The 12,671-nt window shown below is 59.7% G+C and carries 12 protein-coding genes and 1 tRNA gene; 8 read left to right on the top strand and 5 right to left on the bottom strand.

The window, feature by feature from the left end:
- The first annotated feature begins 33 nt into the window (after nt 1–33).
- From AWB64_RS11250 to AWB64_RS11215, 8 genes are all read left to right on the top strand, one after another.
- Nucleotides 34–1,056, top strand: a complete 1,023-nt coding sequence (locus AWB64_RS11250; protein ID WP_082850445.1) for a tripartite tricarboxylate transporter substrate binding protein — start codon at nt 34–36, stop codon at nt 1,054–1,056.
- Between the two features lie 101 nt (nt 1,057–1,157).
- The gene (locus AWB64_RS11245; protein ID WP_060818895.1) at nt 1,158–1,538 is read left to right on the top strand and encodes a VOC family protein; all 381 of its coding nucleotides are present in this window, start codon (nt 1,158–1,160) and stop codon (nt 1,536–1,538) included.
- 174 nt (nt 1,539–1,712) lie between these two features.
- Nucleotides 1,713–2,219 (top strand): tripartite tricarboxylate transporter TctB family protein, encoded by a 507-nt coding sequence (locus AWB64_RS11240; RefSeq protein WP_060818893.1) that lies wholly within the window; start codon nt 1,713–1,715, stop codon nt 2,217–2,219.
- A 16-nt stretch (nt 2,220–2,235) separates the two neighbouring features.
- On the top strand, nt 2,236–3,780 hold the full coding sequence (locus tag AWB64_RS11235; RefSeq protein WP_244164033.1) for a tripartite tricarboxylate transporter permease: 1,545 nt from the start codon (nt 2,236–2,238) through the stop codon (nt 3,778–3,780).
- Nucleotides 3,781–4,083: 303 nt separating this feature from the next.
- Nucleotides 4,084–4,383: a DUF4148 domain-containing protein gene (locus AWB64_RS11230; protein WP_244164032.1), complete on the top strand. Its 300-nt coding sequence runs from the start codon at nt 4,084–4,086 to the stop codon at nt 4,381–4,383.
- Between the two features lie 82 nt (nt 4,384–4,465).
- Nucleotides 4,466–5,146: a response regulator transcription factor gene (locus AWB64_RS11225; RefSeq protein WP_060818889.1), complete on the top strand. Its 681-nt coding sequence runs from the start codon at nt 4,466–4,468 to the stop codon at nt 5,144–5,146.
- Between the two features lie 21 nt (nt 5,147–5,167).
- Entirely contained in the window at nt 5,168–6,598 is a 1,431-nt protein-coding gene (locus AWB64_RS11220; protein WP_244164031.1) for a sensor histidine kinase, read from the top strand.
- Between the two features lie 8 nt (nt 6,599–6,606).
- A complete protein-coding gene (locus tag AWB64_RS11215; protein ID WP_244164030.1) occupies nt 6,607–7,284 on the top strand; it encodes a winged helix-turn-helix transcriptional regulator in 678 nt (225 codons plus the stop codon).
- Nucleotides 7,285–7,308: 24 nt separating this feature from the next.
- On the opposite strand, the gene AWB64_RS11210 is transcribed toward AWB64_RS11215, so the two are convergent.
- The 5 genes from AWB64_RS11210 to AWB64_RS11190 form a co-directional block, all read right to left on the bottom strand.
- Nucleotides 7,309–8,490, bottom strand: a complete 1,182-nt coding sequence (locus AWB64_RS11210) for an alpha/beta hydrolase (protein ID WP_060818885.1) — start codon at nt 8,488–8,490, stop codon at nt 7,309–7,311.
- A 77-nt stretch (nt 8,491–8,567) separates the two neighbouring features.
- Nucleotides 8,568–9,725 carry a porin gene (locus AWB64_RS11205; protein WP_060818883.1) on the bottom strand — a complete coding sequence of 386 codons (1,158 nt, stop codon included), beginning with the start codon at nt 9,723–9,725 and terminating at the stop codon, nt 8,568–8,570.
- A gap of 588 nt (nt 9,726–10,313) precedes the next feature.
- A tRNA-Leu gene (locus tag AWB64_RS11200) sits at nt 10,314–10,398 on the bottom strand.
- A gap of 91 nt (nt 10,399–10,489) precedes the next feature.
- Nucleotides 10,490–11,557 carry an alanine racemase gene (gene alr, locus AWB64_RS11195; protein WP_060818882.1) on the bottom strand — a complete coding sequence of 356 codons (1,068 nt, stop codon included), beginning with the start codon at nt 11,555–11,557 and terminating at the stop codon, nt 10,490–10,492.
- Between the two features lie 337 nt (nt 11,558–11,894).
- Nucleotides 11,895–12,557 (bottom strand): response regulator transcription factor, encoded by a 663-nt coding sequence (locus tag AWB64_RS11190; protein ID WP_060818880.1) that lies wholly within the window; start codon nt 12,555–12,557, stop codon nt 11,895–11,897.
- Between the last annotated feature and the right edge of the window lie 114 nt (nt 12,558–12,671).

The following is a 12,671-nucleotide window of genomic DNA, read 5'->3' as shown; positions in this document are numbered from 1 at the left end:
GCCAAGAATTCAAAACAACCTGGAGACAAGCTGATGGGTAGCTCACGCAAGACAGGTAAGAAAACAAGTTCAAGGTCGCGCCGTGTGACGCTGATGTCCTGCGCAATCGTACTTTCGATGCACGCGCTGGCTACCCGCGCCGCCGATGCATGGCAGCCGACGCGGCCGATCGAGGTCATCGTGCCGAGCGCGCCGGGGGGCGGTCTCGATCTGGTCGGGCGCACGCTTCAGAGTGTGATCCAGCAGGAGAAGCTCTCGCCGAAACCCGTTACGGTGATCAACCGGCCGGGCGGCGGCGGGACGGTGGGCATTGCCTATATGAACGCGCATCCGGGCAACGGGCATTACGTCAGCGTGCAGGCGCTGCCGCTTATCACGAACAACATCACGGGCTTGAGCACGGTGGGTCTTGACGACGTCACGCCGCTCGCCGTATTCGTCACCGAGCAGGTGGTCTTCGCCTGCGCCGCCAACGGGCCGATCAAGAATGGCAAGGATCTGATCGACATGTTGCGCAAGGACCCGTCAAGCGTGAGCATGGCGGTGTCGAGCTCTCCAGGCGGTCAGAGTCACGCGGCGGCAGCGCTCATGCTGAAGGCGGCGGGAGTCGATCCGAAGAAGCTGAAGATCGTGTTCTTCGATTCGGGCGGCGAGGCGCTTACGTCCCTGATGGGCGGTCACGTGACTGCGAGCGCTACGCCCGCGGGCGTCGTGCTGGGACCGTCGCAGGCGGGGCGCGTACGATTGATCGGTATACCGGCGGATAGTCGCCAACCGGGCGATCTAGCCAACGTGCCGACCTGGAAAGAGCAGGGCATCAATGTGCAATTCAGCACCTGGCGCGTGCTGGTCGGCCCGAAAGGCATGACACCGGCCGAGATCGCCTGGTGGGACAGCGTGCTGCAGAAGGCGACTGCGTCGCCTGAATGGGCCGCCGCCATCAAGCGCAATCTCTGGACCGCTGACTACCAGAACAGCGCCCAGACGAAGGTATTCCTGAGTGGCGAGAAAGCCCGTCTCACACCGCTTCTGACTGAACTGGGCCTCGCCAAGTAGCAAGAAAGCAGTGCAAGAGCAGTACCTGCGGCTTCGACAGACTCCGCTTCAAGTTTTTCAGTTCCTTTTCTCACCCCGCAACCAACGACATGGAGATACATATGTCACGCATCGTCCACCTCGCCGTCAAGGTCAACGATCTCGAAGAGGCGACCAAGTTCTACACCGAAGTCTTTGGTTTCAAGGAAGTCAAGACAGGCCGCAACCGCGAGCACATCTCCCGCCACATGACAGACGGCCACATCGACTTCACGTTGATGAAATACGACAGCGAAGACTCGCATGAAGCGACCATTGCCGGAGAAGGCCCGCGTCTGCATCACTGGGGCGTGACGGTCGAGGATCAGGAAGCGGCTGCCGAGAAGATCGTTCAATACGGCGGCGAAATCCTGTCGGCTAAAGGCGAAGGCGCGCTCAAGTTCCGCGCACCGGACGGCACGATCGCTGAAGTGGTGAAGCCGGGCCGCTACAACGAAAAGTAAAAAGACTATAACTGGACGGCCGCACTCGATGCGCGGCCGATCCTGTCTGACCAGCGCCGCCCATGTAGGGTGTGCGCTGACGCATCCGCCAAGCAGAGCGCCTATGCAGCGCCTTCGAAAGGCTCCCGGCCCGCGTTTCAGGCACGGACCGCTGCAGGGTATTCAGGAGGAGACATGAAGAGTATTAAGGGTGACGTGCAGCTTGCCATCGGCGTCATCGTCGTTGCCTTGGTGTACCTGTACATGGACATGCGGCTGCCGGAAATGCGCCTGGGCGATCCGCTCGGACCCAAGGCCTTTCCCGCGCTGGTGGGCGTTGGCCTGATCTCAGCGGCCTTGTTGCTGCTGCTCGAGCATCGCAGCAAAATGCGGGCGCCGCCGCATGCGGTGGCCAAGCCGAGCGCCGACGAACCTGGCACGAACGCCTCCGGCGACGCACCAAAACACAATCCGCTGATCCTCGTTGGTATGGTCGTCTGGACGGCGTTCTACTACGTGTGCTTCGAACGCGTGGGCTATCTCATTGCCACGTCGGTATTTCTGTTCGGCCTCCTGAGCTATTTCAACCGCGAGCGGCACAAAACCAATATTGCGGTCGCGCTCGGTTTCACGCTCGTCTTCGATCTGCTCTTCTCCCTGGTACTCGGCGTCCCCATGCCGGCCGGCTTGTTATCCATCTGACGCGGGAGCGCCCACCATGATCGAAAGTTTGCACGGGATCTTGCATGGACTGGCCGTCGCCGTTCAGCCGACCCACCTTCTCTATACGTTGATCGGCGTGTTCATCGGCACGATGATCAGCCACCTGCCGGGCATTGGCCCGTCAGCAGGCATTGCGCTGCTGATTCCGGTTACCTTCGGAATGGACCCGATCACCGCCTTGATGATGCTCACCGGCATCTATTACGGCTGTATGTACGGCGGCGCGGTCACGGCCATTTTGCTGAATACTCCGGGCGACGCCGCTGCCGTGATGACCGTCCTGGACGGCTACCCCATGGCGCGAAAAGGGCGGGCCGCCGCCGCGCTCGCGATTGCCGGCGTGAGTTCGTTCATGGCCGGCATGATTGGTGTCACCTGCTTGTCCTTCGTCGCCGTGCCGCTCGCGGCGGTTGCGCTGCACTTTGGTCCGACCGAGTACTTTGCGTTGATCTTCTTTGCGCTCTCGACTGTCAGCGCGCTCAACGGTAATTCGCTGGCAAAAGGGATGATCGCCGTTTTCCTGGGTCTCGGGCTTGCCACGGTCGGTATCGACCTGCAAAGCGGCGTGCCACGCTTCACCATGGGCCTCACGCAATTGCAGGATCGCGTCAGTTTCCTCGTGGTGGTGGTGGGGCTCTTCGCCATCGCCGAAGTGAGCCGGATGGTGGAAGGCACCCTTGGCGGTACGCTGCATTCAGTCAAAGTGGAAGGCAAGCTCTGGTTCACCAAACAGGAATGGCGGCGCGCGCGTCCGGCGGCGCTTCGGGGCACGGTGGTCGGATTCCTGTGCGGTGCCGCGCCTGGATTGGGCGGGACGATCGCAGCCATGCTGGCCTATGTCCTGGAGAAGAAAGTCTCCAAACATCCCGAGGAATTCGGGAAGGGCGCGGTGGAAGGCATTGCCGCGCCGGAGGCGGCCACCAACGCCGACACCTGCGGCGCCTTCGTTCACCTGCTGGCGCTCGGCGTGCCGGGATCCGGGGCCACGGCGGTCATCATGGGCGCGTTCATCATGTATGGTATCCAGCCCGGCCCGATGCTGTTCCACACGCAACCTGACCTGGTGTGGGGCCTGATCGCCAGCATGTACATGGGCAACATCATGCTGCTGGTGCTGAACCTGCCACTCGTGGGGATTTTGTCGAAAATCCTGTATGTGCCGCCTGGCGTTCTGCTGTGCCTGATTCTCGGGATTGCCTCCGCTGGCGTGTACTCGTTCAACAACGACGCTTTCGACCTGTACCTCGCGCTCGGCTTCGGCGTGGTCGGCTATATCTTCCGCAAGCTCGACATACCCAAGGCGCCGTTGCTGTTCGGCCTGATCCTCGGTCACACGCTCGAGCAATCGTTTCGCCAGGCGCTGACCATCTCGAACGGCGATCCAACGGTCTTCTTCCGCAGCCCGATTGCCGCCGGATTGCTGTGCTGCGCGGCGATCATGGTGGGTGCGTCGGTCTGGAGAAAGCGCCGCCCGGTGCAGGAACTGCAGCAGGCCGAGGAACGCATTGCTGAGCAAAGGCTCGCCGAAGAGCGACGCTGAACCTGGGAGCCATGTCCGAACGCGACGCCGGACACGATATACCGGCGTGCTTTACCTAAGGCGGCGCAAGTTGAACTCCGAGGCTTCGGGGAACCGAAGCCTCGGAGCCGTTATCGAGTAGAGCAGGCTGCCGTGCGCAGTGGAAGCCGTCGTTCCCGCGAACGCCGAACCTAAATTTCTTTTCATGTTTATGAGGGCATTGAATCGCAACCGAACCGGTATGCTGATTTCATCGTCTTGAGCCGGGTTTCGTAGCCGGCGACAGGGCGCTCGATCTCGACCAATCTGTTGTGGAGCCTCATCGTGAAACACTTTTACACCATGCTAACAGTCTCGATTTTGGCCTCAGCAAGCAACTTCGCTTTTGCCGCCGAGCCGCATCTCACGCAGGCCGAGTGCCAAAAATATCCCTTCGCGCCGCTTACGCAGCCGGTGACGCACAAGAAGCTGCAACGCGAACTCGGAGAACTTGAAGCGGCTGGTTACCATCCGGGCGGTGACGATGGCAGTTACCCGCATCACCTCGAAAAGGCCAAGGCTGCATTGCAGAGCGAGTATCAGAACGATTGCGCCGCGCCGACGGTCGCATCGAATGCGCACTGAACGCCGTGATCCGGCGATGTCTGTCGCCGATCCCGACGCGTGCGGCTGGCTATCTGCCGGCTTCGTATGCCTTTGAACCACAATGGCCACACGCATACTCACTATCGAGGACGACCCGCTCACCGCGCAGCAGATCACGGGCGAGCTGACCGCGAGTGGCTTCGAAGTCGATTGGATCGATAACGGCACGGACGGGCTCGCGCGCGCGCTCGGTGGCGACTTCAATCTGATCATGCTGGACAGGATGCTGCCTGGGCTCGACGGCCTGACTATCCTCACCACGTTGCGCACGGTTGGCGTCGAGACGCCCGTGCTGATGCTGAGCGCCCTCGGAGACGTGGATGAGCGCATTCGCGGTCTGCGCGCGGGCGGCGACGACTACCTGACCAAGCCGTTCGATCCCAATGAACTGGTTGCGCGGCTCGAAGTGCTGCTGCGCCGCGGCCGTGGAACGGCGGCGCCCGATGTCACCACGCTGCGCAGCGGACCACTGGCGGTGGATCTGATCGCGCGCAAGGTGACGCGCGACGGCGTGGAAGTCGCGCTGCTGCCGACCGAATACAAGATCCTCGAATTCATGGTGCGCCACAGCGGGCAAACCATCACGCGAACCATGCTCTTCGAGGAGGTCTGGGGTTATCACTTCGATCCCGGCACCAACTTGATCGACGTTCACATGGGCCGGTTGCGCAAAAAAATCGATCCTCCCGGCGTCGAGGCGATCATCCAGACGGTGCGAGGTTCGGGTTACATCCTCCGCTAGGAAACGCTACATGGAAGTATCGTGATCAACTCATTGCACCGGACGCTGCCCGCCAACCTCGGGCGCGGCTGGCACACCACGACCTTCCGCTGGCTCGCGGTCTACGCGGTGATCTTCGCGCTGGCGGTGCTGGTGCTGATTGGTTTTATCGGCTGGTCGGTGACAACGCGCATGGAGATCGACACCGACTCCTTGTTGCACTGGCAGATGGTCTCCTTCGAATCCATCCCCGACCGCGAATTGCCGGGTGCAATCCAGCGCCGGGTGGAGCAGGAGCGCCTGCATAACAGTTACTTCGGCCTCTTCGCCGCCAACGGCGCGCATCTGGCCGGCGACATCCTGACAATGCCGGACGGCCTCGCGGTGGTGCAAAGCGGCATGGGCGGCAAGGCGACCGGCACAACCCTCGTGCGCAGCGTCGCGGTCATGGGCAGAACACACCTGCCGGTCATCCGGGCAATTGCCCAGGCGCGTCCGGACGGCTCGCGTATTGTTATCGCGCGCGACTTGCGCGGCGTGCTGTCGCTCCGTGACGCCACGCTGAATGCGCTGGTTGGCGGCGGAGTGATCCTCCTCTTCGTGAGCATCGGCGCCGGGTTGTTGCTGAGTGTGCGGCAGATGCGGCGCGTGCGCGACATTCATCGCGTGACGGTGCGTATTGCGCAGGGCGACCTGAACCAGCGCCTGCCAATAGGCGGGCGCGACGAACTCGACATGCTCGCGCATCTCGTCAATCACATGCTCGATGAAATCGAGCGGCTGATGGACGAAGTAAAAGGGGCGTGCGATGGCATTGCGCACGACCTTCGCACGCCGCTCGCACATATCCGCACGCTGCTTGGCAACGCTGCGCAACGCAGTCACACGATGGCCGACGAAGCCAGCGCGCAGTTGATCGAACAAGCGCGTCGCGAGACCGACATGCTGCTTGAACGTTTCCGTGCGATGCTGCGCATCTCCGAGATCAGCGGGCTCAAGCGTCGCAGCGGGTTTGCGCAGGTGGATCTGACTGCGCTCGTGAGAGAAATGTGCGAACTGTACGAACCGCTTGCTGAAGATGGTGGGGTGAATCTCGTGACGCATCTCGACGCTATGCCGGCCATTCATGGCGATCGGTCGCTGCTGTTCGAAGCGTTCAGCAACCTGCTCGACAACGCCATCAAGTTTTCGCCGGAGGGCGGCATGGTACGCGTTACGCTGACAGTCCACCATCATGGTCCGCGTTTGACCGTCACGGACAACGGACCCGGTATCCCCGAACACGAGCGCGAGGCTGTTTTGCAGCGGTTTTATCGCGGCGCCGATGCGCGCCGCGTTCTGGGGTCAGGACTTGGCTTGAGCATTGTGTCGGCCGTTATGCGGTTGCACGACTTCACGCTCCACGTGGGCGCGAACGAAGAACCGGGCGGCACGGTGATGAGCGTCGAGTGCTGGCCGCATGCGCTCGACTGAACATGCGCATGCTGATTGTCAGCCCTTTGGCTTCGGACGCCGCGTATCTTTTGAAGGCGCTGCGCGAACACGCGCACAGCATTGAAACCGCGCGTGATTTCCGCGATGGCTTTCATATGGCTTCGCGCGATCGCTTCGACGCAATATATGCCGTCGTTCCGGACGCTGCATGGATCGCGCGACTAGAACGGCTGCTGCCGGCTTACGCGCAGCTGCCGGGCGCACCAGTGATCGTCGTGTTGCTCGCGGCGGCGAATGCGGCCGAGCGCGCGCGCATGTTGCGTGGCGGTGCCGACGCGTGTTTCGTGCAGCCATACTCGTTCGTCGAAATTCAGGAGCGAATAAAAGGGCTGCGGCGTGTGACGCCGCAGGCAAGTGCAGGTAACGGCGGCAACATGCCGCTTCTTTTTTGGCTCGATGCGTCAACGCACGAAGGCGTGGAGGGCGGCCGGCGCGTACCGTTGACGCGGCGCGAGTTTCTGCTGCTTGAATGCCTGATGCGCGAACCCAACCTACCGGTCGCGCGGGATCGGGTGATCCGCTACGCATGGCCGGATACCGAAACGGTCGATCCGTCGAACGTCAACCTCGTGGTGTCGCGTTTGCGTCGCAAGTTTGCGAGGCATGCGATCACCGCGCAGATCGAGACTGTCGACCGATTCGGATATCGGATCGTCGTGGCTTGATACGACGCGTATCAGCCGCCGCGGCTAATTCGCATGCTTTCTGATCCAGCCGTCCAGAAACTTCGCCGATTCGAGGCTGTTCTTTTCCAGCATCACGAAATGCCCGTTTCCGTGCTGTCCCACATCGGGTAGGCGGATGAAATCAACCGTGACACCTGCCTGACGCAAAAACGCGGTGGTGCACGCGTCGAACGGCACGTGATAGGACGCAGCGCTGCCAAGCATGAGAACTGGAACGCGTGACAGGTTTCGCAACTGGTGTACCGGCAAGTTCTGCAGCCAGCATCTTACGGTGTCCGGACTATCCGCATCTTTCTGAAGCACGGGGTGCAGGTCATCCACGTTGCTGACGGGCGGATCATAATTCAGTGGCGTTACGGTCACGCCGAACGGGCGCGCAACCTTCGACTCGTAAACAAAGGGATCCTGTTTTCCGGTATCGACAACGTTGTAAAACGGTGGTCCACTGCTTTCCACAGCAATGACAGCCTTTATCTTTTCGGGTCGATCATTCGCTGCGCCCCAGCCGATGGGTCCCGACTGTGAATGGGTAACAAGAACGACTGGTCCGATCTCATCGACAAGCGCGTCGATTGCAGATCGGTTGAGTTGTTCGTTTTTGGCCAGATCGACCATATCCTCGACCTGAGATGAAAAGAATTGATCAAAGGCTTCATCGCCCGGATGTCCCGAGCCTGGCCATTGATCATGCCGGGATGCCTGTGGATAGAGCGGCGCATCTTGAGGCCTTGAAAACCACTTCATAGAATAGGCGGTATCGGGTTTTCGTGTGGGACCGTATGAATCGGCAAAATACCCTGAGCGTCCACGTCCCACCTGATCGACCACATACACCGCGTAACCCTTGCTCAGAAAATAAGTGGCCCAACCCTCCCTGCCATCGGGCGTCTCATAGAACCCTGCTCCCGTTTGACCTCCGCCATGAATCATAAGGAGAGGATATTTATGGGTTTGATGTGCCGGAATCTGATACTGCACGTACATCTGGCCGTGCATCCGCTCTCCCTGATCGGACTGGGTATAGGTGCCGGGCACAAAGAAGTTTCCTTCGCTCGCTATCGAAATGGGGCCGCCCGAGATTTTCACCGGTGTGTAAGGCGCGCCCAGTGCATTTTTGCCAACTGATAAAACAGTAAGACTGGCGGCAAAAATAGTGATCGCGACGGATTTGCTGATGAATCGCACTTGGATTTCCTCAAAATAAATTTTGGTTTTGTGGGGCGCTCAGCCCGCGCATTCGAATACCCGAAGATCCATCTTGTCTAGAAGAAGTGGCGTAGCCCAACACGGAACGCCAGTTGATCCGCGGCGCCTTTCCCTGAAATACCAACATACGACGTATTGTTTCCAAGCTGGGCCTGGACGGGAACGCCATTATTTGCTCCTGACGCTTTCTGATAAACCGCCAGGATATAAACATCGGTACTTTTACTTAGATAGTAATCCAAACTACTATTGACCTGATTCCACTTTCCCTGTGCGCCACCGTCAAGCTTGGTATGCGTAAATCCAATCGCGCCAAAAAGATCAGGCCTGAACGTCTGTATGAAGCCGCCTTCGTAGATGTTGACCGTCGACGTGGGGCCGGTGATGGCCTGAAGGGCGGTATTGGTCCACAGCGCATAGACCGCGGTTTTGACAAACCTGTATTTGGACCCGACACCCAGTGTGCGCAGATCCCGTGTTCCTTTCGGATTCAACGTGACGTTGGCCATGCTGACGGCCATCGCGGGCGTTGCCGCGGTCGGATACGTATAGTCGGAATACGCAAAGCCCGCACTGAATGGCCCGCTCTCATAGTTTGCGCCAAAGCTGTACGCCCGTTGCGATCCTCCGACTGAGGCCGTGGCTGGCGAGCCGGCGAACGCGCCGGCTTGGTTGGAGAATCCATACATGGCCCCGAACGTGAAGCCCCGAAAATCCGCACTGCTAAACTTGATCGAGTTGTTCAGTTCACCGCCGTTCAATTGATCGAGCGTGTTGATGTGCCATGCAAAGCCAGCCGCCGCAGTTTGGCCGCCCGTTGCATAGTGATGACCGAGGTAGTCGTAAGCGAACGCGTATTGCCGGCCGAACGTCAGCTGCCCGACATCTTCCTTGGACAGCCCGACAAAAGCCTGTCTGCCGAAAAGCGCACCGCCTTGTGCTGCTATGCCGGTGCCAACGCTGAAGCCATTTTCAAGCGTGAAGATCGCCTTCAGGCCTCCACCGAGATCTTCAACGCCACGAAACCCAAAGCGGGATGCCGAGGCTACGCTGTCGGCAAGTTTGAACGTAGCGCTGTGCCCCGTTGAGGTCGCCGAGTTATTGACATAGGTGAAGCCTTCATCAACGATTCCATAGATCGTCATGCTGCTTTGGGAATGTGCGGCTCCTGACAGGCAGAGGAGCAAAAGACATCCAGCCTGCGACTTTTTCAATTTAGGTCTCCTATACAACGACATTATTTTTTGTGTATTGGATTGATTACGGACCTGAAATCTCGCAGCCTCCAAGTTCTGCGAGCGCTTCCGTTGCCTGGCGCTACGATGGGCTCGCCAGTGGATCGTCTAACAGTCGGGAGGTCGTTAGACCGTCGCGCGCTGAGCAAACAGTCGTAGTTGTCCGGCTATCGACACTTGAACTCGCCATTGATACAACCGGTGCAAATTTCCCAATAGTTGAATTTATAGGTCCGCATCGAAATAATGTCAACATTTAACAGGTGATGGATAATACCTACGTGTCATAGGAACTTTGATCAGATGGATAGCGGCAAGCATTGGCGCGTTTCGCAAGTGGGTGGATGCTCGCCGTGAGCACCAAGAAGGCAATGTTGTTTTGACGCGGAAGAGCAATAGGGTGCACTAGCGGTGACTTTATCCGCGCGCAGCGTCGCTCGGCATGCGCACCGGTAGTCGTAGAAGAGCGCTTGATATCCCCGGACCGCTTGAAGCGCGAAAAACAAAAAACCCCGAGAGCCAGAAGCTTCACGGGGTTCTTCGATATTTCCTGACTGCCTGAATCTTTGGTGCCCAAGAGAGGACTCGAACCTCCACACCTTGCGGCGCATGGACCTGAACCATGTGCGTCTACCAATTCCGCCACCTGGGCCAAGCGGTACAGCGAAGACAGGTATTTTAGCGAACCATCCCGCGCTGTCAATGGGCGCGTGAGAAATAACGGCTCCTGCGCAGTCGAAAGCTCAAGCGACGCCAACCGGCACGCGCCGCGCCAACGCGCACATCAGCTCATATCCAATGGTTCCCGCGCTGCTCGCCACATCGTCTATGCGGATCTGCCTGCCCCATAACTCCACCTGCGAACCCACGTGTGCGCCGGGAACAGGGGAAAGGTCCACTGTAAGCATATCCATCGATATCCGTCCGACCACGCGTGTCCTCACGCCGTCCACGGCGATCGGCGTGCCTGTTTGCGCGTGCCTCGGATATCCGTCGGCATAACCGCACGCGACCACGCCTATGCGCATGGCATGCGACGCCGTGAACGTGCGGCCATAACCAACGGTGTCGCCTTCCTGCAGCGTCTGGATGCCGATTACCTCGCTGCGCAATGTCATGGAAGCCTCGAGCGGCTCGTCGGCGATATGTTTCATCAAGCCCGTGGGTGACGCGCCATACAAAACGATCCCGGGACGCACCCAGTCGCGATGCGTGCGCGGATGCCAAAGCACCGACGCCGAGTTCGCCAGGCTGCGTTGTCCCGGCATGCCGGCGGTGACGGCGTCGAAGCGATCCATCTGCCAGTCGACTTCGCCTTCGTCGGCGTTGGCAAAATGGTTCATCAGCGTGATCTCGCCGATATTCGCGCACGCGCGTGCCTGTTCCCAGGCCGCGCGGAAGGCTTCCGGCGGGAACCCCAGCCGGTTCATGCCCGTGTTCATCTTCAAGTAGATATCGATGGGACGCGCAAGCCTGGAGTTCGAAAGCAGCGCGAGTTGTTCGTCGCAATGGACCGCCGTGGTCAGTCGGTATTGGTCTGCAACCTGCACGTCTTGCGCGGTGAAGATGCCTTCGAGCAGCAGAATCGGCTTGGTCCAGCCGAGTTCACGCACGCGGACGGCTTCATTCAGATCAAGCAGCGCGATGCCGTCCGCCGCTTTCAACGCCGCATAAACCCGTTCGATTCCATGTCCATACGCGTCCGCTTTCACGACGCCCCAGACGCGCGCACCGATGGCTTTTTGCTTGACGAGTTCGAGATTGTGCCTGACGGCGTTCGGATGAATTTCGGCGAAGATCGGGCGTGGCATGGCGGTGGATGATGGAAGAAACGAATAACGGCAGTGCGCTCCCACTCCGGCAAATAAGGAAAGCTGTCAGCGCGGATTCGCGTCGAACTGGATTGCACAGCCGGGTGCGGCACAGCCAAAGTTGTCACTATGCTAAAGCGCTATCAGTAGTTTTTGTTTTTTTATTAACAGGCTTGCGTAGGGGTATCGACTGGATTCGCGGTTGATCCGCTTCAACGATTCACCGTGCAACAATGCCTGGAATGCGCGTGAACCATCAGTAACGTTTCAGCGGGACTTGCCATACGGGGAGGGCGTCGCTTCGTGCCGTGTGACGGCGACGCACGTGAGGCATCGGTCACGACTCTTTTTGCACCATCCAGCCAACGCCGCGCACGTTTTTGATGGCGTCGCTGCCAAGCTTCTTGCGCAGCGAATAAATCAGAAATTCCACCGCATTGCTTTCGACTTCTTCGTTCCAGCCGTAGATGCGGTCTTCCAGTTCAGCGCGCGCGAGAATGGCGCCGGGGCGAATCATGAGCGCTTGCAGCAGCGAAAATTCGCGTCCCGACAGGCGCGTGGTCTGGCCGTTTGCCGTGACTTCGTGAGTGGCGGGATCGAGCGATAACATGCCGTTGCTCATGAGGGGCGCTGCCTGACCTCCACGCCGGCGCACGACCGCACGCATGCGCGCGAGGACCTCGGACATCTCGAAGGGCTTCAGCACGTAGTCGTCCGCGCCGCTGTCGAGACCGCGAATGCGGTCTTCCACGGAGTCACGCGCGGTGATCACGACCAGCGGCACCAGATTTCCGCTTTCACGAACCACGCGCAGGACCTCGAGCCCATCCTTCCTTGGCAATCCGAGATCGAGCAACACGACGTCGTACACCTGCGTCTCGATGCTCGCGAGCGCCATCTTTCCGTCACGAACCCAGTCCACGCCATAGTTGGCGTCGCGGAGCGCGCCTTCAATGGCGTCGCCGATCATCACGTCGTCCTCGACCACCAATACCCTCATGTCGCACTCCGCCTGTTTTGCCCGTCTGTTTGCAGCCACGGGTCCGGCCGGGCGCAGTAAGGATTTTGTCGCCGATCATACCCCGCAACAAGCGCAAACAAGCGCGAACCAACG

The organism is Caballeronia sordidicola (assembly GCF_001544455.2).
Classification (GTDB): domain Bacteria; phylum Pseudomonadota; class Gammaproteobacteria; order Burkholderiales; family Burkholderiaceae; genus Caballeronia; species Caballeronia sordidicola.
The sequence above is the reverse complement of the archived record's forward strand: the minus strand, read 5'-3'. Positions and strand labels throughout refer to the sequence as shown.